This is a genomic window from Marinobacter sp. 1-3A, from assembly GCF_016597775.1.
Taxonomy (GTDB): domain Bacteria; phylum Pseudomonadota; class Gammaproteobacteria; order Pseudomonadales; family Oleiphilaceae; genus Marinobacter; species Marinobacter xiaoshiensis.
In genome coordinates, this window is sequence record NZ_VCGZ01000005.1 from 308,459 (window position 1) to 333,490 (window position 25,032).

A 25,032-nucleotide genomic window follows, 5' to 3' on the forward strand; every position below is an offset into this window, starting at 1 on the left:
CTAATAGCCATAAACACAGTTGGGGACCTACGGCTCAGGGCTGCCACTCAAATCGTACTCGCCAGCGCCTGTTGGGCAATACTTAAGCTCAACCTCTTCATCGAGATCCAAACCAGCAAGGCTGTATGCGCCTGGTAGAATTTCCAGGTTCATAACGCGGATTGAACCCAGATCAGTCACAGAGACACGGGCTTCCAGTTCTGCGCAGCCACTTGGGTCTCCACTTTCATACTTCACGCTCACTGCTTCCAGATAGCCGCCATCGTCGCTGCGCTGGTAGCCTTCCACTTCCAGAAAATCCTCTGCCTTGAAGCTTTGAATATCCCGAACCCGACTGCGCCGCTCGTTGTCATCGCCTTCGTCGATCAGAGTGCTGGTGGTGAGCTGAACCTTCACCCCACTGACCATGAGTGTTTCATTCTCAAGATCGATGGACTCAACAAAACCTTCAAGCTCAACATCTACTTCCTGGCCTTCGATTTCCTCAGCATACAAAACGCCATCGCGGTACTCGCCCTCAACCTCCACGTGCACACCGTTTTTCAGGTCGGATTTGCGAATATCGTCAAACTCGGTATTGGTGGTTATCTGCACCAACACGCCGTTGATGTAGAACAGCTGGCCTGCTTCGTCGTAGTCATAAAGTTCACCGGAAATCTCTACGTCGTCATCTTCACCGCCAAGCCAATCGCTTTCATCACTAATTTCAGTTGCCAGAAGCGTTTTATTATCAGCAGATAAGGCACCTTCTACTTCCACAACCATGCCGTTGGCCAGATCTTCCAAAGCGAAACCGTCTTCCGGCTTCGCACGCTCGTAGTCGATTAAAAAGCCGTTGATGGTGAAGGTTTGAGCAGATGTATCGAGATCTTTCACAACCCCTTCTATTTCAACATCATTGGCGCCATCAAATTCCACACCATCGGCCCTTGCGCCCACAAAACTTGCGCGGAATTCACCTTCTGCGGTGCGCCAGCCACTAATGCGAACCCGATACCCGGTGGCGTTATTTTCCAGAAAGCCCGGCGTTGCGCCCCGAAATACCGTGCGGCCATCCACAACGACCGTCTGACCAAGCACTACGATTTTACCTGTGCGACTAGCAGCAACCCAGGTCATAGAGGTAACCGGTCCACGCAAGGTGTCATCGTAGGAGACAGTTCTTGCTTTACCCTCACCATGGCCGCTCCAATCACCCCGAACTTTCAGGATCATGCCCTTCTCTAGCTGATCTTCACGCTCAATGCCGTCATTGCTCTTGACAGTGCCATCGGTACTGAACTTTGTTCCATTTACGAATACGCTTCCAAAGCCGGAAACCGGGCCAACACTGGTGCCGGATGATACGCCGGCAGAATCCGAGCCGCCTGAGCTACCACCGCAGGCTGCAAGTGAGCCCGCGAGGGCTCCGGTCAGAACTAACTTTACGGCGGTCGCTAATAAGTTGTGTTTCATCGTACTTCTCCGGGCTGCTTATAGGCTCTGGCAATCAATTTTCAATCGCCCAATCAATTAATGGGATTATTTTCCCAAACTTATAATTGGGAATTTAATCCCATTAATCAATTTTGTCCAGCAACAGACACGGATAATTTATGAACTTTCAGACAGAATCTGCGTAAAGTTATGACCACGAACCAGAAAAGCGAGACGGGAAAATGCTGGGATTTTTAAAAGGTGATCCGAGGAAAAAGCTGCAGAAGGCGTATGAAGCCAAGTTGACCAAAGCGCTGCATGCGCAGCGCAATGGGGACTTAAGGAGCCATGGCACCCTGACAGAGGAGGCAGAAAGGATTTACGCCGAGATCAGGGCTCTCGACGAAAACCGGTAATCCAGAGTTTATAAACGCACCACACTATTCCTCCGTCAGCTGCTGCAACTGTCGGCTGAGGCGCTCTACTTCGCGTCGCATCTCCTGAACCTCATCAAGGAGTTCCAGTGACATCGCAAGGCCCGGCAGGTTCATCTTCAGATCACGCTGCAAACGCCTGGCTTTATGCAGCCGGGCGAGTGCCGCCACATCAAACAGCCATTGGCGCGCCTCTGCCGCTGGCTCCACCGGCGCAATAATGCCGTAGCTCACCAGTTTGATGACAAACTCAGCGTGACACTCACCTCGCTCGCACACTTCGTGAAGGGTAAAGGTGCTGCCATCGGAGTCCATTACTTCAACAGTCAGAATACTGCTTCTATCACTCATCCTTTACTCTCCCCTTCACAGATGGAGTTTGCTGCGTGGGTTGAATGCTTTTTCCGCCTCGGCAAGCTGCTCGTATAGCTTTTCAGCCTCTGCAGAATGCTGTTCCGGTATCACAATCTGCAGAATAATAATCTGATCGCCCGGATGCTTGCCTGGCAGCCCCTTGCCTTTCAGGCGGAGCTTTCGCCCCGAGGAGGTTCCCTTGGGCACTTTCACATTCACCTTTGAGCCTACAGTGGGCACAGTGATTGTAGCACCGAGCGCCGCTTCCCATGGTGCCACCGGCACAGTTACAACAACATCCCGCCCCTCAACGCTGAACAGTGGGTGCGGAGCCAATTCAATCTCTATCAGCAAGTCACCAGGTGCTGCACCACCAAAGCCAGGGGACCCTTGGCCTTTCAGGCGCAAATGCTGCCCTTCGCGCATTCCGGCGGGGATTTTTACATTCAGTGTTTTCTGTCGCGCTATAACACGGCCGTGCTCGTCGGCTTCATGCACTGCAAAGGAAACCTGCTTTTCGGTTCCATTAAACACTTCCTCAAGGAACAGCGCCAACCGTGCATGAACGTCCTCACCACGCATGCGCATGTTCTGCCGGAAACCTCCAGCACCAGGGCCAGGCCCACCGCCAAACATCTGCTCAAAAAAATCGCTGAACTGTCGGGAGTCGGCATCAGTGTATCCACCACCACCAAACCCCGAGGCACTCTGCCAACCGGGAGGTGGCTGGAAAGAGCCATCGGCCTGCGCGCCGTATTTTCGCAGCTGGTCGTACTCCGCGCGCTTTTCCGGGTCTTTCAGTACTTCGTAGGCTTCGCCAAGATCTTTGAACTTCTCGTCGGCGTTGTCTTCTTTACTGACATCCGGGTGATATTTCCGGGCCAGTTTCCGGTAGGATTTTTTGATTTCCTCGGGGGAGGCAGACTCGCTCACACCAAGCACGGCGTAATAGTCTTTGAAGTCCATTGAACTCCTCGCATCTGATTAAACGTTGTTCTCTGGTTATATATGATTGGCGCAAACGCTGGAAATACAAGCTCAGCCCCGCGCTTTCGTAAAGGGTGTAGTACCCTTATGAATAGCCTCACTATAAACCTTAGCTTAATACCATTATCGAGAAAGGATCTTATGCCTGACAAGCCATCCAAGCCCGTATCTGCTTCTGCCATTGAGAAGCACGTGTACAAGGTTTTCCCCAATGACATGAACTCCCACGAAACCGTATTCGGCGGAATGATCATGGCAAAATGCGACCGCCTGGCTCTGGTGGTTGCCGAGCGTCATTCAACCTGTGTTTGTGTGACCGCAGCGGTGGACTCCATCCACTTCCGCGCCCCGGCGAAAGGCAACGATACCTTGCTGTTCAGTTTAGCTCTGAATCGCAGTTGGGGCTCATCTATGGAAATCGGCGCCAAGGTTGTGGCGGAGAACAGTTACACCGGCGAAACACGACATATCCTCTCTGCCTTTTTCACCTTCGTAGCCCTCGACGAGAACGACAGGCCCGCAGATGTTCCTGCCGTTATTCCGGAAACCGCTAAACAGCGACAGCGTTTTGAGAACGCCGAGATTCGCCGCGAGGGGCGGCTGAAGACCCGAGCCGAGCTGGCGAAAGTAACCGATGACGATAGGGATTAACCGGGCTGAGATTCTGTAGAGCGCTGGGCTATGATAGGGTCTCGCAGATTCAAACCCACCCCTACCCATTTTACTTAGGAGAACTCCATGATCTGGACTGTGTATCTCTCTGGCGAAATTCACACTGATTGGCGTGAACAAATTCAGGCTGGGGCAGAAGCTGCCGGGTTGCCGGTGGAATTTACTGCGCCTGTTACCAACCACGAAGCCAGCGATGCAGCCGGCGACATGCTGGGCAAGCCGGAAGTGGCATTCTGGCGTGATCACCAGTCATCCAAGGTAAACGGCATTCGCACCAAAACGCTGCTGGAGCAGTGCGATTTGGCGGTGATTCGTTTTGGTGACAAGTACAAGCAATGGAACGCAGCCTTTGATGCCGGCTTCTGCGCGGCTATGGGCACGCCCTACGTTACTCTTCACAACGACGACATTATCCACCCGCTGAAGGAAGTAGACGCATCCGCCATGGCGTGGGCGCAAACTCCCGAGCAGGTGGTCGAGATTCTGAAGTACGTTACAACTGCACAGTAATTGCCTGAAGCATCCGGCGAAGTATAAAGAACCTGGTTACTTCGCCAGATGCCCTACATAAGCCGCAACAAATGCGGCTTCCTGGAACACCTTCAAGCCTGTTGCTGCAAAAGGAATGGGCATCGGCTTGGCAGACAGTGTCGCTTTGATGGTTGCAGATGAAAGCAACTCCACCTCAACATCCGCCTCCGACATCAACTGAAGAGCCGCTTCCATTTTGAAACTGATGGCACCACCGGCAAACTTGCCTTTGGGCATGCGCTCTTTGATAGCCACTTTTTTCACATCGTGCTCTGCCAGAAATTTCGCAAAAGACGCCTGAAATTCCTGCAGATCCCTGCGAGTGTGGTTCTTCTTCAGGGTGATCCTGCGAACATTGCTCTCAGGCAGGGTGAACTGCCCACCATCCAGACTCAGCAAACACACAACGGCGTCGCTTCCACTGAGCTCAACACCACAAATAAGCATGGGCACTCCTTTTTCGGTAGCTAAAGTTATCTGTGTATCAGGCACAGCACTTTTTGAACTTTTTCCCACTGCCGCAACTGCAGGGATCATTCCGAGACGGCATCTTGGGCTGAGTTACGGTACCACCCTTATTCAGGATAGCGGTAAGCTCGGCTATGGATTCGACAGCACCTTCGCGGGAATCGATGGTAATGTTCGCATGCAGCTGCGCTTCTGCCACCAGCGCCTCAACCTCTTGCTTGCGCGCCTCGCTGGTTACAACCAGCTGCAGAGGAAACTTCTTGCTTCCGCTTTTTTGACTGGCGTTGGTTTTGAAGCCGCCATAGGCCGTGTGATGCTGCCGTGCATCCTGCCGGCCTTTGAAGAAAAACTTGTCAGACATGCTGAAACCCTGATGAATTAATAGAGGGGCTATTCGCTCTTGAGCAAGGCCGCCACCGAGACGGCCATCTTTTAGCATGCTTGCAAGACAGGTTATATAGCGGATTAGAGAAATACTGAAACTTAAACCGCCTGCGTGCCATGCCATACAGGCAGCGCCATATCTTCCGGCTCCTCGTTAGGCCCACCGGTTCGGCTTTTGAAAGCTCCCTCTTCAATGGGCACACGAAACAGCGCGGTGGCTTTACGCTCTTTAACACTGGGCGCGCGAACCTGGTCCCAACGCCCTGGCGAAAGCTGGTTGATAATAGCCTTGAACGCCTCGTCGAATGCCGCCTCATCCAGCACCCGCTGGGCCTTTCCGAACAGCACCAGCGATGAGTAGTTTGCGCTATGGTGATAGGCCGATTTACTCATCACCCACTCCTCGGTTACCGCAAACGAAAAACACAGCTGCGCACCGGATTCCAGCTGCTTGCACAAGCGACCACCGTTCAAGCTATGGAGATAAAGATCATCTCCCAGCCGCCAGGCCGTAAGTGGAATAATTCTGGGCTCTCCCTCCTCCACAAACCCAACATGGGCCGTCTTTAAGCGGTCGATCAGAGCGTAAGCTTCCGAGCGCTCATAGCTCGCACGTTTCGCAGCGCGCTTCACCTGGCTGCGCGGGCAACAGGAAAGGGAAGACATTACGGCGGGGTCGGTTTCCTTCAAAGACATCACAGGTTCCTTTCGTTAAGTACCCCGCTATTAAAGAAAACATCTGATACCATCAAAAGATCCACATTATGATTTTCAATAGGGCCAGTTAAAGTGATAAACGATATTCAGCTGGATTCAGCCACACCGTTGCAACAACAGCTCTATCGACAACTGTCCCAACGCATCATAGACCAGCGCTACCTTCCCGGCAGCCAACTGCCATCAAGCAGGCAGCTGGCAACAGATATCGGGGTGAGCAGAAACACCGTGAATGCGGTTTACGACCAGCTTAAATCAGAAGGCTTTCTGCTGAGCCGTCCGGGCAAAGGGGTGTTCGTTAACGATGACATCCGCGCCAGCCTGAACAAGCCCGACCAGGCGGTCTCGCACTTACCATGCAATGCTGAGCCGTTGCCACCGCTACCCATCGTGCCGAGACACAGTATGCGACTAGGGGAAGACGCCAACCTACCCTTCCAGCCGGGCCTGCCAGATCTGGACGCCTTCCCGATCCGCAGCTGGAACCGGATCCTGCATCATCAGGAAAGCCGCAGACTGCTCAGAGGGTACGACTGCATTCAAGGCTACCAACCTCTGAGGCAAGCTGTCGCAGACTATGTGCGGGAGTCTCGCGGGGTGCGCTGCCATGAGCATCAAATCATCATTACCAACGGTGCGCAGCAGGCACTGTCTTTGATTGCAGATGTACTGCTTCAAGTTGGTGACCGCGTTTTCTGTGAGAACCCAGGCTATCGCGGCGCCCGTTATGCCCTGGGGCGTTATGGCAATCCGTTATTGCCCGTGCCCTTGAAAGGCCAAGTGCTGGATGTGGAGGCACTTGCGGATATGGGCTCAGCCAAATTGTTGTTCTGCACCCCTACCCACCAATATCCCATGGGCGGAATTCTGGATATTGCGCAGCGTATGGCCCTGGTTCAGTGGGCACAGTGTAATCAGACCTGGATTATCGAAGACGACTACGACAGCGAATTCCACTTCCACAACAAACCCTTCGCCGCCATTCAGGGGCTCTTCGACAACACCCCCGTTTTGTACGTTGGCAGCTTCAGTAAAACCCTGCTTCCTGGCCTCAGAGTCGGCTATCTGGTTGTGCCCGAATCCATGGTGGAGGCGTTCCTGTGGGCCAAACGGGTTACCGGCGGTGAAACACCGCTGCTCACCCAGGCGACCATTGCGGAATTCATTACAAGCGGGCAGTTCACCCGCCACCTGCGCCGCATGAGACAGCTCTACAAGGAGAAATGGACGTACTTCCAAAAGCTTGTGCTAGAGCAACTGGATGGGTTGGTAACGCCTGTAGCGGAGAGTGCCGGCATGCACCTGGTTCTGGAGGGCGACTTCGACGACGCCGACATCAGCCAACAACTCAGAGCCAAGGGGTTTGGCAGCACACCGTTGAGCGTTCATTTTATCGGGGAGGACACGAGAAGCGGTCTGGTGATGGGCTTTGCCAGCGCCAGCGAGCGCGAGATCAAAGCCGCTGTGTTGGCACTGAAGTCACTCCTGCAAACACAGTGATAATTTTGGCCGTTAGCCCACGCAGGTTTCCTGCAATTGGCGCAGCGCCTGGCTGCTCTTGTCCTTTCGCATTTTTGATTTGAGCAATTGCGGGTATGCTGAGCAGGCAAGCTATTGTTGATGGAAAAGGAGTCAATATGACAGACCACATGCCGGATGATTTGTCCGCAGCTGGCCGTGATTTGAGGGCCTACACCGATGAACTGCGCCCCAAACATCCTGTCGTGCGAAACATCAAAGGCGAATGGGTGCTGCTAAGGCATGCCGACGTTTTGGCCGCTGCTCTGGATCATGAGCGATTTTCCAGCCGGGTGTCTCGCTACCTGCAAGTTCCGAACGGGCTTGATGGAGAGGAACACACGCTCTACCGAAACGTGATCGAGCGGTATCTTACCCGGGAAGCGGTGGAGCCATTCGTGCCCGTTTTCACACGCGTCGCTCGTCAGCTAGTGGCGGAGTTACCCAAGGGTAAAGTGCTGGATGCTGTAAACGACATAGGCGCTGTGTTTGCCGTTCGTGCCCAGTGCGCTTGGCTGGGATGGCCTGCAGAACTGGAACCAAAACTGCTGGCCTGGATGAAGGAAAACCATGCCGCTACCCGCTCTGGCGACAATACATTAATGGCAGAAGTAGCCGAACAGTTTGATGAGATTATTCGTTCGGTTATCCAGCCGCGGCGTGCTGCCGGTGCAAGCGCCCCGGACGATCTGACTACAAGATTGTGCCGCGAGACGGTAAATGGGCGCCCACTGACAGAGCCAGAACTGGTATCAATTCTGCGCAACTGGACAGGCGGAGATCTGGGTTCGATCGCTCTGTGTGTTGGCGTACTCATCGCCCACCTGGCCCAACAACCCGATCTTGTTGAGAGGATACGAGGAGCTTCCAATACAGAAGCAGAAGCGATCATCGATGAAATACTTCGCCTCGACAACCCGTTTGTATCCAACCGGAGAGTAACCACCTGCCCCGTTCATATCGGTGGCCGGGATATCCCCGCCGGCGCCCGGGTAAAACTGAACTGGACCTCCGCCAACCGCGATGAATCTGTCTTCGACAACAGCCGGTTTGATCCTCAAGGCAACGCAGCAAATAACCTGCTCTACGGAGCCGGCAAGCACGTGTGCCCAGGCAGACTGCTAGCGACCTGGGAATTGCGCATCGCGCTGCAAACCATACTCACATCAGTACAGGCAATAGACTTGGTGCCAGGCGAGCCACCAGAACGGGAAGTGGCGCCAGTGGGTGGATACCACCGAGTGCCGGTGGTGCTAAGGTGACGCATCCTGAACAAGGCAGTTAATCAGCGTAATCGACACATCCCGAAAAGCGACCTCTGACGCTACAACGCCCGGAAAGCCGTCGTAAATGCTACGCCGGCATGTTGAGGTGCGTGTTTTTGCCTGCTTAACACAGCTGGCGTTGGCGTCAGTTCCCTCAGCCTTGCCTGTCGCTTGCTCACACAGCGAAGGCAGCTGGGTAATCAGCCAATCCACGGTTGTGCTGAGTTTTACGGGATTCGCCTGAAGGTTGGTAAACCGGCTGGCATCAACAGCTTGTGGTTGCTCGCGGGTTTGATCCCACAAAACGAATAGCAGCGCTGCTGAAACCAGGGTTACGGTAACGATCGGAAATTTCATTGTAGCCAACTCACCAGTACCCCAGCAGTTTCCACCAAAGCCCGCCAACCACCACCCAGATGGTCAGATTCACCAGGCTCATTACGAACCCGGCTTTCCACCATTCGCTCAGGCTCACATAACCGGAACCGAATATAACCGGTGATGTACCAGTAGCGTAATGGGTCAGGGTCATCATGATGGAGGAAGTAGCAGCCATCATCAGAACAAAGGCCATGGGCGGCGCGCCGAGGCCCAGGCCAACCACCAGAAAGGCCCCCATCATGGCAGTGATATGAGCCGTGGTGCTGGCAAAAAAGTAGTGGGAATACAGAAACACCAGGACCAGAATCGCGGTAGAGGCCGGCCAAGCCAGGCCGGTGCTGACTATGCCCTCCTGAATTTCCTCAGAGAACCACGCAATAACACCCAGTTCGTTCAACTGGGTGGCCATCATCACCAAAGCACCAAACCAGACCAGCGTATCCCAGGCGCTCTTTTCAGATAGCGCATCCTTCCAGTTCAATACGCCGGTGACCAAAAGAATCGACAGCCCCACGAAAGCAGTGGTGGTTGCGTTCAGCTTGAACGCGGCACCGAAAATCAAGGCCGGTATGTCTGCCCACAGCAACAGCAAAATAACAAAAACCCCCAGCATTATGCCTTCATCGCGGGTCAATTTACCGAGCCGCGCCAAGCGCTCCCGGGCGAAACTGACTGCGTCGGGAGTGGCCTTGATCTCTGGCGGGTACATCAGATAGATAACCAGGGGCATTAACGCGATGGCGACGAGGCCAGGCAGCAACATGGCCAGCGCCCAGGTTGTCCAGCTCAGGCTGATTGCAGAACCGGTAGCATCGGCAATCAACTTGACCGTCAGCGGGTTGGGCGCAGTAGCAGTAATAAACATTGCGGAAGTGATGGGGTTGCCGTGGTAATTGACCAATGCCAGGTACTTGCCAATCTTATTGGTATTTTCCTTGTCTGGCGTACAGCCATAGCTCTGAGCAATGGACAACATGATCGGGTGAATAATCGCGCCCCCCCTTGCGGTATTGCTGGGCGTAACCGGTGCGATCACCAATTCCGAAAGGGCCAGTCCGTAACCAATACCAAGGGTTCTTTTGCCAAAAACGGCAATAAAATAGTAACCAATACGCTCGCCCAGCCCGGTTTTTATCAACCCCCGAGAAATCATGATGGCTATGGCTATCAACCAGATCAGCGAATTACTGAAGCTGCCCAAGGCATTGCGCATCGACGTGCCGGGGTTGTCGCTGGTAACGCCGCTAACGGCCACGACCGTAATTGCAACGATTGAAATGGCGCCAATAGGCATGGCCTTGCCGATAATGGCTGCAATCGTTGCTACAAATATGGCCAGCATAAGCCAGCCCTGAGCCGAAACGCCTTCCGGCGTTGGGATAAACCAGATTGCAATCCCGATAGCAATCGCGACAAGGGCGGGCAACCGATTGAAATCGGATGTGGAAGAGGGCATCACGAAGGTTCCTTTGGTGATGTGTATTGTCAGGTTTCGCAAGCATGCGGCAGTGAGCGTATATTACCGGCATGCCATTTCTCAGGAGCATTTTATGCCCGATAAAATTCACTTCTACGAACCATCTAACGGGCACGGCCTTGCTCATGACCCATTCAACGCTCTGGTAGCACCGCGCCCCATAGGCTGGATATCGTCCAGGAGCCGTGATGGGGTGCTAAATCTTGCACCCTACAGCTTTTTCAACGCCTTCAACTACCATCCGCCCATCGTCGGTTTTTCCAGCATCGGTTACAAGGACTCTGTCCGTAATGCTGAAGATACCCGCGAGTTTTGCTGGAACCTGGTTACCCTTCAGCTAAGCGAAGCCATGAACCAGAGCTGCGCGGCTGTCGGGCCGGAAGTGGATGAGTTTGCGCTTTCCGGCCTCACGCCAAAGCCTTCCAGGATTATCTCGGTGCCTCGTTTGGCAGAAAGCCCGGTATCTCTTGAATGCCGGGTCACTCAGGTGGTTCAGCTTGCCGGTGTCGATGGCGAAAAAGTCGAAACCTGGATGGTTTTCGGTGAAGTGGTCGGCGTGCATATCGCGCAGCATCTGCTGATAAATGGCATTTACGATACCGCTGCCGCAGAACCGGTCATGCGTGGCGGAGGGCCAGCAGACTACTTTACCGTTGGCGCTGCGAACAAGTTTCAGATGCACCGGCCCAAATAGGCCAAAGCTTCAAGCGTTAATCAGTGATGTTCAGGCGGGACCCAGACCGGGACATCCTCAGGCTTTGGCGCCTGCCAATCCCGGTGCATGGTATTGCTTAACGCCTCTTCAAGCTTCATGAACAACTCACCGTAGCGCGGGCTGAAGTTAATCCCCTGCTCGATTTCTTTCCATGCCTCAAATAACTCAGCTTCGTGGGCCTTTTCATTTTCCACAAATGCCCAGGTCATCTGCTTGGCTCGCATCGGGTGCACCCCCATAGCTGTAAGAGCATGACCACCAAGCTCCAGAGCAGAATAGTAAGTCTCGCTCATCACATCATCAGCACCCGCTACCCGAAGCTGATATCCGTGGCCGCGATCAAAAGCGCGGGCCAGCACCCAGACTCCCGGGAAATACTTTTTTACATGCTCTACCATCTGCACCGCGCGATCCCTGTCATCAATTGCCACCACTAACAAGCGCGCCTGTTCGATACCGGCTTTTTCCAGCAAATCCGGGCGACTGGCATCGCCAAAAAAACTCTTCATGTTGATCTGGCGAACATTTTCAATCTGTTCAAGTTCGTGATCGAGCACCACAATGGGAACATTGTTAGCCCGCAGCAACCGGCAGACAATCTGCCCGAACCGCCCTACCCCAGCCACAATCACAGGAGCTTGCTCATCTATGGTGTCTGCGTCCTGTTCATTGTTACTGGAGCGTCTGTACCGTGGCAGAACAATGCGGTCGTACACGATAAACAGCAAGGGCGTAAGGAACATGGAAAGCGCAACTACCAGCGAGAGAACCTGAGAAATATCTGGCGGAATCACATGGTTTTGCACGCTATAGGTGAGTAACACAAACCCGAATTCACCCGCCTGCGCCAACCCGAGCGTAAACAACCAGCCGTTGCTGCTGCGAATTCCGAATATTTGTGCAAGCAGAAGCAGGATAAGTGCCTTGATGGCAATTACGGCCACGCCCAGAGAAACAACGGTGCCCCATTCTGCAGCTAACACTTCGAAGTTGATTCCTGCTCCCACAGTGATAAAGAACAGACCCAACAACAAGCCCTTGAACGGTTCGATATTGGCTTCCAGCTCATGGCGAAACTCGCTATTGGCCAGCACCACTCCAGCCAGAAAGGCACCCAGGGCCGGCGAGAGGTTTACAACACTCATGAGTGCCGCAATACCAATAACCAGCATCAATGCCGTGGCGGTGAACACTTCACGCATCCCGGACTTCACCACATAACGAAATAGCGGGCGGCTCAGGTAGTAACCGCCAACAATAACCGCAGCAACGGCAGCCACAACAACCAGAGCATGCGCCCAGCCCGGCAACCCAGCCACCAGGCTAAGGCCAGCATCAGTGTCCAACGAAGTGCCGGTATCACCCTTCAGGCCGGACAACGCCAGAAGCGGGATCAAGGCCAGCATGGGAATTACCGCAATGTCCTGGAACAGCAATACTGAAAAAGCATTGCGCCCACCTTCGGTCTTCGACAAACCCTTCTCTTCGAGGGTTTGCAGCACAATGGCTGTCGACGACACTGAGAAAATAAGACCCACCGTCAACGCTGTCTGCCAAGGAAGCCCAAGCCACCAGGCCACAGCCATGCCAGCTGCTGCCGTCAGTAGTACCTGCAGACCGCCAAGCCCCAAAAGGCGCACTCTCATGGCCCAAAGTGCCTTCGGGTCAATCTCCATTCCAATCAGGAACAACATCATCACAACGCCAAATTCGGCAAAATGCTGAATGGTGCTGGTTTCCTGCCCCACGAGCCCCATAACCGGACCAATCATCACGCCGGCAACCAGATAACCCAGTACCGACCCCAAACCAAAGCGTTTTGCTAATGGCACTGCGATTACGGCTGCCAGGAGATAGATAAATGCCTGAATGAAATATAAGGTCATAGGAGTAAAAGCTCGTTGGATCAGCCCATGGAAAAGAAACGAATATTGTTCCTGCCCATGCTTTTGGCGGCATACATGGCGGTATCGGCATTTCTGATGAGATCTATAGCCGTGTGGCCATCCGCAGGGAAAATGGCAACCCCTATGGACACACCTATCTGGAATGTCTTTCCTTGAACCTCTATCGGTGCACTGATTGAGCTGACAATCCGGCTGGCAACATCGGAGATTTCACTTTCTTGCTGTGGGCTGTTGAGGATAAATATAAACTCATCACCGCCAACACGGGCCACGGTATCGGATCTACGGACCAGCGCAAGCAGCTTTTTGGCGACATCTTTTAACAGGTCGTCGCCCGCGTTGTGCCCAAGCTGATCGTTAACCAGCTTAAACCCGTCAAGATCCAGAAACATCAACGCAAAATGGTTCTTGTCCCTTTCAGCATGGAGTAGCTTTTGATCGATTCGATCTATCAGCAACGTGCGATTCGGCAGGTCTGTCAAGGCGTCGTGAAAAGCCAGATGTTTGATGTGCTCATCTTTGCGCCAAAGCGCAGTAATGTCAACGAATACAGACACATAGCGTATGGGCTCACCAGTTGTATCGGGCACCATGCTAATCGTCATGCGCTGCAGGTAAAGCTCGCCATCTTTGCGGCGGTTCCATACTTCCCCATGCCAGCGTCCATCTGCCTTTATCGCCTCCCACATGGCGGCATAAAAGGCCTGGTCGTGACGTTTTGACTGCAGAATGTGAGGCGTCTGGCCAACAGCTTCTTCAGCTGTATAGCCCGTAATTTCAATAAAACCCGGGTTTACAGACAAGATGGTTCCATGCACATCCGTAATCAGGACCCCATCCGGCATGCTCTCGAACACACAGGCTGCCAGTTTGAGTTTCGCCTCAACCTCCTTGAGTACCGTGACTTCACTGGCCTGAATGGAAAATCCTTTAACCTCGCCCGCGTCATCAAAATCAGGAATATAGTGGCCAATGATATGGCCAAGGCTGCCATCTGCCTTCTTGAGGGTGCGCTCAAAACGCTGGGGTTGGCCAGCCAGTACGGATCGGATATGAGGTTCATTCAGCGCATACAGCTGCTCGCTGACCAAATCCTGAAAGCGCATGCCAATCACGTCGTTTGGCGGTATTCCATACCACTCGCTGAAGGCATTATTGGCATAGCGGCAGCGTAAATCAGCGCCCCAATAGCCCATCATATTGGGCGTGCTGTCCACAACAATTTTTAGATATTGGTCGCTCGCCATAGCAACCGGACTGGCGCTTTGCCCTTTATCGCTTTTCTTTCTCATGGGCTACCGCTGAGCATGACTATTTGCGTTCCGAGGAGGTTGGCAGTTATGCATTTTGTTGTGTCTTTAAATTTAACACAGTCTGGCAGATTTCCCTCACTGGCCAAAACGCTCCAGCTGCATTTCTGTCAGGCGACTCAATGTGCGCCGGAACGGAAAAGCGAGCGCCCCTTGGCTATAGAGTTCCTCCAAAGGCACAGCAGCATCAAGATACAGCGGAACGCCCCGGTCGTAACATTCGTCGACCAAAGCGATGAATCGTCGTGCACCATCATCCTGGTGCGTTAGTGCAGCCAGCTTGCGATCCCCAGCCGTTACCTGGGTTACACCATCTTCGGTGCCACGAGCAATGGCGGCTTGCAGAGTGCCTCCGGCGAGCTGTGGAACCTCACTTAAAAAGACGTGGGAGAACCGATCACACAGATCGATAAAATCCTGGGATGCCAGTTTCTCTTCGCACAGATCGTCATAACGACACCACAACAGATGCTCACTGCGCAGCACTACCTCGATCTCGCGGTGCCCAAGAACAACAGGCTCTTTGATGGGCGGCTCATTCTCACCCAGCAACTCCATGAATGCCGCTTCCAGAGCCTGGGGCTGGTTAACCCAATAGCGTTGCTGAAGTTCTCCGGGATGGAGGCGGTGGTCTTCACCTCCGTCAACACTCAGCACCTGCACATGCTTCTTGATTGCCTCAATGGCAGGCAGCAAGCGCTCACGGTTAAAGCCATCCTTATACAAATCGTCGGGCGGCTGGTTGGACGTAGCCACCAGCACCAAACCTTGCGCAAAGAGATGCTGAAACAGACCTCCAAGCAACACCGCATCACCTATATCGCTGACAAACAGCTCGTCAAAGCACAATACCCGGGTTTCTTCAGCCAATTCCTGTGCGAGCAGACGAAGAGGATCCTCCTGCCCGGTCAACTGAAACAGGCGCTGATGCACCCAGCGCATAAAATGGTGGAAGTGCTGCCTCCGGGCAGGCACGGTTAAGGCCTGATAGAAGCGATCCATCAACCAGGTTTTGCCGCGCCCCACCGGCCCCCAAAGATACACACCCAGAATATTGGGCTCACCTGCCTGCAACTGCTCATAGCAGCGCTGCAAACTCACGGCGGCCCGGTCCTGGGCAGGATCGTTTTTAAATCCGGAAGCCAGTGCTTTCTGATAGGCAGCGTAGGGGGAAAGGTTGTCAGGAATGGGGTTGCCCGCCTTTAACGTGCTGCCGGTACCAGCGGCGCCCCAGCATTCCGTGCAGATGCCATGAAAATGCCGGGATCAGCCCACGCCGACGCAACCAGAAGCGATCAGGTACTGGCTCCGCAGGCTCAACTGCCTGCATACAGATGTCAGCTAGCACAACCCCCGGGCCTTGCTCGTATGTTCGGTGGGCAATAAGCTTGCCATGGCCATCAATAACGGCGGCCTGGCCTTCGAGATGCCCGCGATAAGTTAAGGGTAACCCCGGCATGGGGCAGCTGAAGTCGTTACAGTGCGACCCATGAATAACCGGCGCCCCCACAAGGCGAGCGGTGTCTTGCACTGTTTTCAGGCTATTCTCACGATTGGCTGGTTCCAGCCATGAATAGATGATCGGCCAGTTTTCAGGAATGCTCCACCAATGGGAGCCACCAATGATGGCGTCCACCTTGCCTCGCAAACGCCTGGAGGTTGCTGTACGCAAAAACTCCCAACACACGGCCGTGCCTACTCGAACACCATCAATTACACCAAGCTCACCAGTATCTCCGGCATCACCGCCTTCGTAAAAGGCGCTCTCCCACATGGTTGGATAATCCTTATCGTGATACCCGACTAGCTCACCGCGGTTATAACACTGGTATCGGTTGCGTACACTGCCATCCTTTAGCCGACACAAAAAAGAACCTCCCAGCACAAGGTTGTGCCGGGAGGAAAGAGTTTGCAGTAAGTGTGCAGAGGGGCCGTTTTCACCCTCAATTGCGCTAACAAGTGAGGGCTGCCAGGACACGCCGGTATTAAAGAACTCCGGCAATGCAATCCACTGGGCTCCAGCCTGGCAGGCCTCTTCAACCAAGGCCTTACAGCGTGTCAGGTTGTACTGCGTGTCACCTATGCGAGTGTCTACCTGCAACGCTGCAACCCGGGTTGTCGAAACATCCTTCATAAAAACATCAAATCGGATAGCGTGAAATTACCGCCAGATCGTGGCGGCCCGGAATATCGTCCTTACGCACTGCCATCACCTTGGCACCTGAACGAAGTGTCCGGCCAGCAATTTCGTCAATTATCCCATAGCTGGTGGCGTCTTCGTGAGAGCCAAAATCAACTTCACCGGTTTCATCATCAACAAAACCATCGACCACACTGTCAATATCAATGAGCAAACGGTCAATTCCACCAAACGTTGCCAACCGGGCTGCATCGGAGATGTCCGTGGTTGATCGGTTCTGCCCGGCACGCTCCTCAAACAAGCGGTGGAAATCCTTTATCTGACCTGCATAGTGGGCATCCAATACTGGCCTTGCAGCTGCTGCCAACTCCGCATTGCTCAAGTGTTCAGGGTTACCAGCAATGGCATCAGGCAGGGCCGGAATGGCACTCAAAGAGCGAAACAGTGCCTCCAGCGGTTTTGCAGCGGCCAGAATGAGCGGGCGGTCCGAGCGCATAAGCACGGGGCGCAACACACTGTTAATCCTGCGCACATAGCGCGCCAGATAAGAGCCGTGCTCTTGGGCGCCATGCCTGTGTCCGGTACCTGTGTAATTCTTGATGGTCGCATCACCCACTACCGCTGTGAGATCTTCCGGCATGTCCGCCACGGTAACTTCTCTCGCCGGTAAGTCTGCTGACACTTCGATCAGTCTCACCGCATTCTCGGAAAGGGCGAGGATATGTGCCGTATGCGGGAAAGTAACTGCGCGCAGCAATGGCTTTAGATGGAAACGGTCAGATACCTCAACGATATCTTTTAGCTTGTTGGCCATCCGGTAGGTATGCAGTGACTCCGGCGTAGCGAGAATCGCCAGACTGTTTGCCTGATGGCTCCAGAAATCCAGATCGGCCGCCAAATCGTCAAACTGTTCCTGTAACAGCGCAATGCGTCGCTTATCAAGGCCTTTGGCTTCCAGTTGACCCAACGCTTTTTTCACCAGGTTGCCGAGATTGATTCGGCTGGCTTCAACTTCACGACTGAGCGGCGTGGTCGGCAGGTAAATCGAGATGGCCGCATCAGTGCGAACCAGGTTGAGATCACCAATTTCCTTGGCGCTTGGCATGTCTACGTAGTACATATAAAAACCTCCTGCAAGTTCAAAACGCTGGCCGGGCGGGGTCGCCCGTACCAGTTCGAACAATCCATTCGGATCTTTACTGAGCGGTTACCCCGCCATCCACTACAAACTCAGAGCCTGTGGAGTAGCTTGACTCATCTGATGCCAAATACAGTACCAGGCTTGAGACTTCTTCAGACTTGGCCAAGCGTTTTAAGGGAATAGACTTCGCAAATTCTTCAACAGCCGCTTTTGTATCGCCCTGCATAATCATCGGAGTTTCAATTACGCCCGGGTGCACAGAATTCACTCTGATTCCAAAGCATGCGCACTCCAGGGCAGCAGCTTTAGTCATACCACGGACAGCAAACTTGGAATCCGTATAACCAATGGCTCCGCCCACCAAACCATTTATTGAAGACACATTGACGATAGAGCCACCGCCTGCCTTTTGCATTGAGGGAACAACCGTTTTCATCCCCAAGAACACAGATACCTGGTTAATATCCAGAATGCTGCGGTAATCTTCCAGAGATGTATCCAAAAGGGATTTCGCCATTGTTATGCCGGCATTATTCACCAGGATATCAACTGGTCCAAAGTGTTCCTCGGTTGCTCTGACAACCTCTGCCCAATCCGACTCGCTGGTTACATTCTGCTTCACGAACAGAGCATTTTTGCCCAGTTCCGATGCGAGGGCCTGCCCCTTGTCTTCATTCAAATCGGTCAAAACAACTCTTGCGCCCTCTCTTATAAAAACACGGGCGTGGGACGCTCCCATTCCTTGGGCTGCACCAGTAACAATAGCGACCTTACCTTTTAGTCGATCCATCTTAATCTCCCAATTTTCAGTAACTTAATTCACAAGAGCCAGTTACTCCAATATAGCAGACGGAGGTAAATGTCGCGTCGGTATTATCCATGACCAGTCAGGTGCTGCTGAAAAGGGGAGTTAACCTTTGACGACCGCCAATGGGCGCAGTTCGATTTGCACTTCAACAAGGCCGGTCTGATTTCTCATCACTTCATCAATATCCTTATATGAACCAGGCGCCTCATCCAGATCTTTACGATTGCGAATAGCATGCAAGATCCCGCGATCCTTGAGGGCCTTTACTTCCTCTTTCAGATCAAGCGTTTTGCGGGCTTGTGACCGACTCATGATTCTGCCAGCGCCATGGGAGCAGGATTCGAAGGACATTGGCTCCCCTTTGCCTTTTACCAGAAACGAACGGGTGCCCTGCGATCCCGGAATCATGCCCCACTCGCCTTTTCGGGCCCGTGTCGCACCTTTGCGGTGCACGATAACTGTCTCACCAAAGTGTTCTTCTTCAGAAGCGAAGTTATGGGGCTTGTTGATGAAATCGGCAAACTCCACCTCGGGCAGAACCTCCATGAAAGCTGCCTCGACCCGCTCCATCATGAGTTTTCTGTTGGCAAGCGCAAATTCAAGGCAGTAGTTCATTTCGCGCCAATACAGATCAAAATACTCTGATGATTCCGGGAGGAAGGCCAAGCCCCGGGATACATCCTCGCCAGCGTCCCGATTCAGGCGCTGCGCCACATCGTCGTAATGATTGGCGACGGTGAAGCCGAGGTTGCGAGAGCCGGAGTGGACCATAATCCAGATATAGCCATCCGATCCCTTCTGTATTTCTATGAAGTGGTTGCCGCTTCCCAGAGTGCCAATCTGATACAAGGCGCTTTCGTACTCTTGTGCGACAATGGGAAGCTCGCCCTTTCTCTCGGGCATCCAGGCTTCGTCTTGGCGCTCAGTGTGATGATTGAAGCCCACGGGTACGGTATCGCGGATGATTTTGATGACCTCTTTCAGGTCGTCTGTTGCGATATCTGTCAGGCTGGTTCGTAAAGCGCACATACCACAGCCGATATCGACACCAACAGCGTTGGGTATGATGGCGCCCTGAGTGGCAAGAACGGCACCAATCGGCATGCCATACCCTTGGTGAGTGTCGGGCATAATGGCAATATGACTGAAGGCAAAAGGCAGGTTGGCAAGGTTGCGTGCCTGTTCCAGCGCACCCTCCTCCATCTGGCCTTCATCAAGCCACAATTTGATGGGCAGCTTTTCTGTTTTGATCACAGCATTTACACCAGCTTTCATACCATCTCCATGGTTCACTGCGACCACTCTTATGCCAACAGCCGCCCAATCATATTACCCACCTGCATATCATTTACCCGTCCCAGCTGAGTAAAGCGGATAGTGCCGTCCTTATCAATCAACACCAGCGACGGTGTGCCCTGCAGGTTGAGCTTTTGCATCATCACAGGAACAGGCCCCGAGTCTGACGGCAAATCAATGGCTATGGGAAATTTCAGTCGATACTCGTGAACAAACACCTTGAGCGCATCGGGCGTCATCACATGGTGATGCTCGAACACTGAATGCAGGCCAATCACCTGTACTTCATCACTGCGATACAGTTCATGAATCGCGGCGGCTTGTGGCAGGCCGTGGGTCACACAGCCCGGGCACAGCATCTGGAACGCATGCAGCACAACCACCTGCCCCCGCAATTTTTCCAGCTGCAAGGGTTCGTCTGTATTCAGCCAGCCGGCCACGGTTAATTCCGGGGCCTTGACTCCTCTGCTAATCATACCAGCGCTCCATTTACCATCGCCCGCAACTCCTGCCGGATTGGGTAGGTCGATGAGGGGATCAGTTGCGTCATGAAAATCATCACCAACTCTTCAACCGGGTCTACAAAAAAGCTGGTGCTCGCCAATCCACCCCAGCCGTATTCGCCGACCGATCCGTTTGCATGGGACTTTGCAACATCGGTTTTTACCGAAAAGCCAAGACCAAAACCCGTTCCGGCATAAGGTGCTTCGCTGAACGAGCCGACGGCAAAGCTTGGCAGGTCCTGATTGCCCGGCAGGTGGTTGCTGCGCATGAACTCCAGGGTTTTGCGACCAATAATCCGCCGCCCCCGGAACTCCCCACCCTGACAAAGGGCTTGGGCAAAATGGAAATAATCATCAATCGTGGAAACCAGCCCACCACCGCCAGACAGAAACCGCCCCTCACGCCTGAAAGGCGATGTTTCCGGATCGTCCTGAAGTTTGAGTTGGTCACCTGGCTGGTACTGGTAGCAGGCAGCAAATCGATCAAGCTGATTGTCACGCACGTGAAAGCCCGTATCGGGCATGTCCAAGGGATCAAGAACATTCTCGCGCAGGTACTCATCAAAAGGCTGATCCGCCAGCAACTGCACCAGATAGCCCAGCACATCGGTGCTGACGGAATAGTTCCAGGCAGTGCCCGGCGAGAATTCAAGAGGGAGTTCTGCCAGTTGATTGACCAGGGCTTCCATTGTCAGATCCCGACTGCCATCAAGCCCCAGCTCGCGATAGGCGGCATCCACGTTAGTGCGATTCATAAACCCGTAAGTCAGGCCAGACATATGGGTAAAAAGATCGCGAATCGTCATGGTGCTGGTTGCGGGCACAGTCAAAAAATGAGGATAGACGCCGCTTTTATAAACTCGCCGACTCTTCCAGGCTGGAATGTACTTGTGCACTGGATCGTCCAGCAAAAATCGCCCTTGCTCATAAAGCTGCATCATGGCGATAGACGTAATCGGCTTGGTCATGGAGTAAATGCGGAAAATAGTATCCCGACAGACTGGCTTGTTACGCTCCACATCCATCAGCCCCTGGGGCTTTACATAGGCCACCTCTCCCCTTCGGGCTACCAGTGTCAGCGCCCCTGGCAACTTGCCGGACTGGATATAGCGGCGGTCGAGGTGGCGCTCAATATTGAGAAGTCGATCCGGTGCGAGACCGGCAATCTGCCTTGTATCTGTCATGGGGTAGCCGCCTTTATCTGTCTGATGTCTCGATTATTGCACCACTCAGCGAGAATCTGCAGCACGCTCTTGCGTGCTCCCAAAATACAATAATAATTTACCCTGCAATTATCTTGAACTTTACACAAAAAGACTGAACACTCTTGAAACGACTAATGATCAAGTCCTGGCCACAGCGAGTAGCTCTTTGACTACACCACCGGATAACGAGGCCAACCCAGAAAACACACGCCCGGACACAAGCAATGTGACCGTGGGCGCATCGGAGAATGCGCATATTTACAGACTGACTGGTTTATACCGGGCTCTGAGTGAAATGAACCAGGCCATCAATCGAATGGGTGGCGAGGAAGAGCTGTTCCCGCTCGCCTGCAGATCGGCTGTCGATTTCGCCGGCATAAGCATGGCCTGGATTGGGGTTTATGATCCGGAATCAAAGCGCATTGTCCCGGTAGAAAGCTATGGTGCCGAAACGGATTATCTGGAGAGTTTGAACACTTCAGTGCAACCAGGCACATCAGCCCCCCCCGACCCTTCAGCAGCCGCTTATTGCAACAATCACTCCGTAGTAACCAATGACTGGGCGAACAACCCGGGATCAGCATTCTCGCTCGAACATTCAGGCCATCATCGCTGGGGTAGCAGCGGCAGCTTCCCCATCCAGAGGGATGAAAAACCTTTTGCAGTGTTTACGGTTTATCACCTTGCAAAAGACTTTTTTGACGACGAAATCACTGATCTATTCAACGAACTTGCCCGCGACATCACCTTCGCTCTCGGCAACCTTGATCGGGAAAGGCAGCGCCGCGATGCGGTGGAAGCGCTCCGTATCAGTGAACAACATTTCCGGGCATATTTCGAACGTTCAATGTTCGGGATGGCGACTACCAGCCCGGATAGAGGCTGGATAGAAGTAAATCAGGCGCTGTGTGACATGCTCGGCTATACAGAACAGGAGCTTCTGACGGCAAAGTGGACTGACCTGATTCATCCTGAAGACCTGGAAATTGGCCAGGCTCAGTATCAGCAACTGATTGACGGCACAGTGGATGAGCGATCGGTTGAAAGACGGTTTATCCATAAATCCGGTAACTCCATCGACACTCATCTTTCCTTGCGCGCTATTCGAAATACTGACCACAGCTTTGCATACGTGGTGTCGCTCATCGAAGACATCACATCCCGGAAGATGGCAGAGCGCCGCGAACAAATGCGGCAGGAAACCCTGGAACTGGTTGCCAAAGGCGGCTCTTTGGAAGAAATTCTGGCGCAGGTTATTGCATCGGCCGAATCCATTCTTTCCAATTCCATGTGCTCGATTCTTCTCATGGACGACGAAGGAAAACACCTCCTGAGTGGCTCTGCCCCGAGCTTGCCGGGCTTTTTCTCCAAGGCTATCAGTGGCGTTGAGATCGGCATGGGCGTTGGGTCCTGCGGAACCGCAGCCTATACGGGAGAGCGCGTTGTAGTCGAAAACATCGCCTCCCACCCTTACTGGGCAAACTTTAAAGATCTGGCGGCCTCAGCTGGGCTGGAATCCTGCTGGTCGGAGCCCATTCATTCGTCATCAGGCAAGGTCTTAGGCACTTTTGCCATTTATCGCACTCAACCGAGCACCCCTGATGAACAGGAAATTGTACTGATTGAGAGGGCGGCAAATCTGGTCAGTATTGCCATCGAGAGGTTTCATGCAGAAGAAGAACTCCACCTTGCCTCATCCATCTACAAAAACACGGCAGAAGCTCTACTGGTTACCGATGCCAGCAACAGGATTACGGCACTCAACCCCGCGTTTACCCGGATAACCGGTTACACCCTTGACGACCTTCGAGGTAGAGACACATCTGTTCTTCATTCCGGTCGTCACAGCGCCGATTTCTACCAGACCATATGGGAAAATGTCGCCCTGAAAGGCTTTTGGCAGGGTGAGGTCTGGAATCGTCGTAAAAACGGCGAAGCCTTTCCCTCGTGGCTCACTGTAAGTGTGATTCACAATGACAAAGGTGATATCCAGCGTCATGTCATTATGGGTTCTGATATAACCGACAAGGTTCGCACCGACGAACTGGTTTGGCGCCAGGCAAACTACGACTTCCTGACCAACCTGCCCAACCGCTACATGTTTCAGGATCGACTGGAACAGGAAATCCGGGCCTCTCTAAGCCACGGTTCACTGCTGGCATTATTGTTTATTGATCTTGACCGTTTCAAAGATGTTAATGATTCCCTGGGACACCCGGTGGGCGACCAACTGCTGATAAAAGCCGCAGGGCGTATCAGCGATTGTGTGAGAGACTCAGATACCGTGGCCCGCATGGGCGGCGACGAGTTCACTGTTATCCTTCCCCGGCTCACAAACACGACCGATGGCGAAAAAGTGGCCGAGCAAATCATCAGTGCGCTGGCGGAGCCATACACCTTCAATGGAGAGTCCATCTATGTCCAGGCCAGCATTGGCATTACCTTTTGCCCCGACGACGCTTCAAATGTTGATCAGCTAATCAGTAACGCCGATCAGGCCATGTATGCTTCGAAAACATCAGGGCGAAACCGCCTGAGTTATTTCACACAGTCCCTGCACGATGAAGCTCGAAAGCGGCTGTTGCTAATCAATGACATGCGCTCGGCTGTCGAAAACGGGCAGTTCGAACTTCATTTCCAGCCCATCGTTGATCTCGCAACGGGCAAGGCCAGCAGGGCAGAAGCTCTGATTCGCTGGAATCACCCGAAACACGGAATGATTAGCCCGGCCGAGTTTATCCCATTGGCGGAAGAGACCGGATTAATCGTCGGGATCGGCGACTGGGTATTTCGGGAAGCTGGCTTCCAGGCAAAGCGCTGGTGTGATTTGTTCGGTACCGGTATTCAGGTGTCCGTGAACATGTCACCGATACAGTTTCAAAGTAACGCCCTGAACATCTCAGACTGGCTGGATTACCTGAAAACACTCGAGCTGGATGCAAAACACCTGAGCATCGAAATCACCGAAGGCCTGCTACTGAATGCCAGTGATGACGTTAAAGAAAAGCTACTCCGCTTCCGGGATGCAGGGATACAAGTGGCCATCGATGACTTTGGCGTTGGCTACTCTGCGCTGTCCTACCTGAAGCGGTTTGACATCGATTACCTCAAGATTGATCAGTCTTTTATTCAAAACCTTGAAACGGATCAAAATGATCTGGTGCTTTCAGAGGCCATAGTCATTATGGCTCACAGGCTCGGCCTGAACGTCATCGCAGAAGGCGTCGAAACCCAGGCGCAGCGCCAACTGTTGCTGGAAATCGGGTGTGACTACGGGCAGGGTTATCTCTTCTCCCGCCCGCTGCCCGTCAGAGCGTTTGAAGACTTCCTCACGAAAACCCTAGAGCCAGACTGATACAGAATAAAACTTCTTTCCCAATGCGCCACTAGTGCCTAACATGCA

Annotated in this window: 24 protein-coding genes; 7 read left to right on the plus strand and 17 right to left on the minus strand. The window is 53.3% G+C overall.

The genetic code is table 11. The annotated features are described in order from the left end of the window. Nucleotides 1-27: 27 nt before the first annotated feature. On the minus strand, nucleotides 28-1,455 hold the full coding sequence (locus FE848_RS10465) for a DUF5666 domain-containing protein (protein ID WP_200202740.1): 1,428 nt from the start codon (nucleotides 1,453-1,455) through the stop codon (nucleotides 28-30). A 203-nt stretch (nucleotides 1,456-1,658) separates the two neighbouring features. Between FE848_RS10465 and FE848_RS10470 the strand changes: the two genes are divergently transcribed. Then, nucleotides 1,659-1,832, plus strand: coding sequence for a DUF6435 family protein (locus FE848_RS10470; protein ID WP_200202741.1), 174 nt, complete (start codon nucleotides 1,659-1,661; stop codon nucleotides 1,830-1,832). Between the two features lie 24 nt (nucleotides 1,833-1,856). Here FE848_RS10470 and FE848_RS10475 read toward each other — a convergent pair whose 3' ends face one another. Then, nucleotides 1,857-2,201: a chaperone modulator CbpM gene (locus FE848_RS10475; RefSeq protein WP_200202742.1), complete on the minus strand. Its 345-nt coding sequence runs from the start codon at nucleotides 2,199-2,201 to the stop codon at nucleotides 1,857-1,859. A gap of 15 nt (nucleotides 2,202-2,216) precedes the next feature. Further along, nucleotides 2,217-3,170: a DnaJ C-terminal domain-containing protein gene (locus FE848_RS10480; RefSeq protein WP_200202743.1), complete on the minus strand. Its 954-nt coding sequence runs from the start codon at nucleotides 3,168-3,170 to the stop codon at nucleotides 2,217-2,219. A 162-nt stretch (nucleotides 3,171-3,332) separates the two neighbouring features. On the opposite strand from FE848_RS10480, the gene FE848_RS10485 reads away from it, so the two are divergent. After that, nucleotides 3,333-3,842 carry an acyl-CoA thioesterase gene (locus tag FE848_RS10485; RefSeq protein WP_200202744.1) on the plus strand — a complete coding sequence of 170 codons (510 nt, stop codon included), beginning with the start codon at nucleotides 3,333-3,335 and terminating at the stop codon, nucleotides 3,840-3,842. A gap of 87 nt (nucleotides 3,843-3,929) precedes the next feature. Continuing rightward, nucleotides 3,930-4,373 (plus strand): YtoQ family protein, encoded by a 444-nt coding sequence (locus tag FE848_RS10490; protein ID WP_144775306.1) that lies wholly within the window; start codon nucleotides 3,930-3,932, stop codon nucleotides 4,371-4,373. A gap of 36 nt (nucleotides 4,374-4,409) precedes the next feature. On the opposite strand, the gene FE848_RS10495 is transcribed toward FE848_RS10490, so the two are convergent. The 3 genes from FE848_RS10495 to FE848_RS10505 all read right to left on the minus strand — a co-directional run bounded on the left by FE848_RS10495 (nucleotide 4,410) and on the right by FE848_RS10505 (nucleotide 5,942). Beyond that, nucleotides 4,410-4,841 carry a DUF3010 family protein gene (locus FE848_RS10495; RefSeq protein WP_200202745.1) on the minus strand — a complete coding sequence of 144 codons (432 nt, stop codon included), beginning with the start codon at nucleotides 4,839-4,841 and terminating at the stop codon, nucleotides 4,410-4,412. 37 nt (nucleotides 4,842-4,878) lie between these two features. Then, nucleotides 4,879-5,223, minus strand: a complete 345-nt coding sequence (locus tag FE848_RS10500; protein ID WP_200202746.1) for a PBPRA1643 family SWIM/SEC-C metal-binding motif protein — start codon at nucleotides 5,221-5,223, stop codon at nucleotides 4,879-4,881. Between the two features lie 122 nt (nucleotides 5,224-5,345). Beyond that, a complete protein-coding gene (locus FE848_RS10505) occupies nucleotides 5,346-5,942 on the minus strand; it encodes a pyridoxamine 5'-phosphate oxidase family protein (RefSeq protein ID WP_200202747.1) in 597 nt (198 codons plus the stop codon). A gap of 93 nt (nucleotides 5,943-6,035) precedes the next feature. Between FE848_RS10505 and FE848_RS10510 the strand changes: the two genes are divergently transcribed. Both FE848_RS10510 and FE848_RS10515 read left to right on the plus strand, forming a co-directional pair. Continuing rightward, the gene (locus tag FE848_RS10510) at nucleotides 6,036-7,463 is read left to right on the plus strand and encodes a PLP-dependent aminotransferase family protein (protein WP_200202748.1); all 1,428 of its coding nucleotides are present in this window, start codon (nucleotides 6,036-6,038) and stop codon (nucleotides 7,461-7,463) included. Between the two features lie 137 nt (nucleotides 7,464-7,600). Next, a complete protein-coding gene (locus tag FE848_RS10515; RefSeq protein WP_200202749.1) occupies nucleotides 7,601-8,743 on the plus strand; it encodes a cytochrome P450 in 1,143 nt (380 codons plus the stop codon). On the opposite strand, the gene FE848_RS10520 is transcribed toward FE848_RS10515, so the two are convergent. Together FE848_RS10520 and FE848_RS10525 are read right to left on the minus strand one after the other, a co-directional pair. Beyond that, a complete protein-coding gene (locus FE848_RS10520) occupies nucleotides 8,735-9,103 on the minus strand; it encodes a hypothetical protein (RefSeq protein WP_200202750.1) in 369 nt (122 codons plus the stop codon). The genes FE848_RS10515 and FE848_RS10520 overlap by 9 nt on opposite strands. 10 nt (nucleotides 9,104-9,113) lie before the next feature. Next, the gene (locus FE848_RS10525; RefSeq protein ID WP_200202751.1) at nucleotides 9,114-10,583 is read right to left on the minus strand and encodes an anion permease; all 1,470 of its coding nucleotides are present in this window, start codon (nucleotides 10,581-10,583) and stop codon (nucleotides 9,114-9,116) included. Nucleotides 10,584-10,677: 94 nt separating this feature from the next. On the opposite strand from FE848_RS10525, the gene FE848_RS10530 reads away from it, so the two are divergent. Next, nucleotides 10,678-11,298 carry a flavin reductase family protein gene (locus FE848_RS10530; RefSeq protein WP_200202752.1) on the plus strand — a complete coding sequence of 207 codons (621 nt, stop codon included), beginning with the start codon at nucleotides 10,678-10,680 and terminating at the stop codon, nucleotides 11,296-11,298. A 20-nt stretch (nucleotides 11,299-11,318) separates the two neighbouring features. Here the strand turns inward: FE848_RS10530 and FE848_RS10535 are convergent, their stop codons facing one another. The 9 genes from FE848_RS10535 to FE848_RS10575 form a co-directional block, all read right to left on the minus strand. Then, nucleotides 11,319-13,205, minus strand: a complete 1,887-nt coding sequence (locus FE848_RS10535) for a monovalent cation:proton antiporter-2 (CPA2) family protein (protein ID WP_200202753.1) — start codon at nucleotides 13,203-13,205, stop codon at nucleotides 11,319-11,321. A gap of 20 nt (nucleotides 13,206-13,225) precedes the next feature. Next, nucleotides 13,226-14,518, minus strand: coding sequence for a sensor domain-containing diguanylate cyclase (locus FE848_RS10540; RefSeq protein WP_200202754.1), 1,293 nt, complete (start codon nucleotides 14,516-14,518; stop codon nucleotides 13,226-13,228). Between the two features lie 96 nt (nucleotides 14,519-14,614). Further along, nucleotides 14,615-15,724, minus strand: a complete 1,110-nt coding sequence (zapE, locus tag FE848_RS10545; protein WP_200202793.1) for a cell division protein ZapE — start codon at nucleotides 15,722-15,724, stop codon at nucleotides 14,615-14,617. Next, nucleotides 15,717-16,670: a carbon-nitrogen hydrolase family protein gene (locus tag FE848_RS10550; RefSeq protein ID WP_200202755.1), complete on the minus strand. Its 954-nt coding sequence runs from the start codon at nucleotides 16,668-16,670 to the stop codon at nucleotides 15,717-15,719. The genes zapE and FE848_RS10550 overlap by 8 nt, the downstream gene beginning before the upstream one ends. Nucleotides 16,671-16,677: 7 nt before the next feature. Then, entirely contained in the window at nucleotides 16,678-17,796 is a 1,119-nt protein-coding gene (locus FE848_RS10555) for a hypothetical protein (RefSeq protein WP_200202756.1), read from the minus strand. A 76-nt stretch (nucleotides 17,797-17,872) separates the two neighbouring features. Next, complete coding sequence (locus FE848_RS10560; RefSeq protein WP_200202757.1) at nucleotides 17,873-18,607, minus strand: glucose 1-dehydrogenase; 735 nt, start codon at nucleotides 18,605-18,607, stop codon at nucleotides 17,873-17,875. 120 nt (nucleotides 18,608-18,727) lie between these two features. Then, a complete protein-coding gene (locus tag FE848_RS10565) occupies nucleotides 18,728-19,900 on the minus strand; it encodes an RtcB family protein (RefSeq protein ID WP_200202758.1) in 1,173 nt (390 codons plus the stop codon). Between the two features lie 29 nt (nucleotides 19,901-19,929). After that, nucleotides 19,930-20,397: a redoxin family protein gene (locus FE848_RS10570; protein ID WP_200202759.1), complete on the minus strand. Its 468-nt coding sequence runs from the start codon at nucleotides 20,395-20,397 to the stop codon at nucleotides 19,930-19,932. Then, the gene (locus FE848_RS10575) at nucleotides 20,394-21,608 is read right to left on the minus strand and encodes a serine hydrolase domain-containing protein (protein WP_200202760.1); all 1,215 of its coding nucleotides are present in this window, start codon (nucleotides 21,606-21,608) and stop codon (nucleotides 20,394-20,396) included. The genes FE848_RS10570 and FE848_RS10575 overlap by 4 nt, the downstream gene beginning before the upstream one ends. A 187-nt stretch (nucleotides 21,609-21,795) precedes the next feature. Here FE848_RS10575 and FE848_RS10580 point away from each other — a divergent pair, with 187 nt between their 5' ends. Beyond that, nucleotides 21,796-24,984 (plus strand): EAL domain-containing protein, encoded by a 3,189-nt coding sequence (locus FE848_RS10580; protein WP_200202761.1) that lies wholly within the window; start codon nucleotides 21,796-21,798, stop codon nucleotides 24,982-24,984. Nucleotides 24,985-25,032 lie beyond the last annotated feature (48 nt).

What these genes read in the sequence shown, in the direction of transcription:
- FE848_RS10465 (WP_200202740.1), bottom strand. Translation starts at nt 1,455, where the DNA reads ATGAAACACAACTTATTAGCGACCGCCGTAAAGTTAGTTCTGACCGGA.
- FE848_RS10470 (WP_200202741.1), top strand. Translation starts at nt 1,659, where the DNA reads ATGCTGGGATTTTTAAAAGGTGATCCGAGGAAAAAGCTGCAGAAGGCG.
- FE848_RS10475 (WP_200202742.1), bottom strand. Translation starts at nt 2,201, where the DNA reads ATGAGTGATAGAAGCAGTATTCTGACTGTTGAAGTAATGGACTCCGAT.
- FE848_RS10480 (WP_200202743.1), bottom strand. Translation starts at nt 3,170, where the DNA reads ATGGACTTCAAAGACTATTACGCCGTGCTTGGTGTGAGCGAGTCTGCC.
- FE848_RS10485 (WP_200202744.1), top strand. Translation starts at nt 3,333, where the DNA reads ATGCCTGACAAGCCATCCAAGCCCGTATCTGCTTCTGCCATTGAGAAG.
- FE848_RS10490 (WP_144775306.1), top strand. Translation starts at nt 3,930, where the DNA reads ATGATCTGGACTGTGTATCTCTCTGGCGAAATTCACACTGATTGGCGT.
- FE848_RS10495 (WP_200202745.1), bottom strand. Translation starts at nt 4,841, where the DNA reads ATGCTTATTTGTGGTGTTGAGCTCAGTGGAAGCGACGCCGTTGTGTGT.
- FE848_RS10500 (WP_200202746.1), bottom strand. Translation starts at nt 5,223, where the DNA reads ATGTCTGACAAGTTTTTCTTCAAAGGCCGGCAGGATGCACGGCAGCAT.
- FE848_RS10505 (WP_200202747.1), bottom strand. Translation starts at nt 5,942, where the DNA reads ATGTCTTTGAAGGAAACCGACCCCGCCGTAATGTCTTCCCTTTCCTGT.
- FE848_RS10515 (WP_200202749.1), top strand. Translation starts at nt 7,601, where the DNA reads ATGACAGACCACATGCCGGATGATTTGTCCGCAGCTGGCCGTGATTTG.
- FE848_RS10520 (WP_200202750.1), bottom strand. Translation starts at nt 9,103, where the DNA reads ATGAAATTTCCGATCGTTACCGTAACCCTGGTTTCAGCAGCGCTGCTA.
- FE848_RS10525 (WP_200202751.1), bottom strand. Translation starts at nt 10,583, where the DNA reads ATGCCCTCTTCCACATCCGATTTCAATCGGTTGCCCGCCCTTGTCGCG.
- FE848_RS10530 (WP_200202752.1), top strand. Translation starts at nt 10,678, where the DNA reads ATGCCCGATAAAATTCACTTCTACGAACCATCTAACGGGCACGGCCTT.
- FE848_RS10535 (WP_200202753.1), bottom strand. Translation starts at nt 13,205, where the DNA reads ATGACCTTATATTTCATTCAGGCATTTATCTATCTCCTGGCAGCCGTA.
- FE848_RS10540 (WP_200202754.1), bottom strand. Translation starts at nt 14,518, where the DNA reads ATGAGAAAGAAAAGCGATAAAGGGCAAAGCGCCAGTCCGGTTGCTATG.
- FE848_RS10550 (WP_200202755.1), bottom strand. Translation starts at nt 16,670, where the DNA reads ATGAAGGATGTTTCGACAACCCGGGTTGCAGCGTTGCAGGTAGACACT.
- FE848_RS10555 (WP_200202756.1), bottom strand. Translation starts at nt 17,796, where the DNA reads ATGTACTACGTAGACATGCCAAGCGCCAAGGAAATTGGTGATCTCAAC.
- FE848_RS10560 (WP_200202757.1), bottom strand. Translation starts at nt 18,607, where the DNA reads ATGGATCGACTAAAAGGTAAGGTCGCTATTGTTACTGGTGCAGCCCAA.
- FE848_RS10565 (WP_200202758.1), bottom strand. Translation starts at nt 19,900, where the DNA reads ATGAAAGCTGGTGTAAATGCTGTGATCAAAACAGAAAAGCTGCCCATC.
- FE848_RS10570 (WP_200202759.1), bottom strand. Translation starts at nt 20,397, where the DNA reads ATGATTAGCAGAGGAGTCAAGGCCCCGGAATTAACCGTGGCCGGCTGG.
- FE848_RS10575 (WP_200202760.1), bottom strand. Translation starts at nt 21,608, where the DNA reads ATGACAGATACAAGGCAGATTGCCGGTCTCGCACCGGATCGACTTCTC.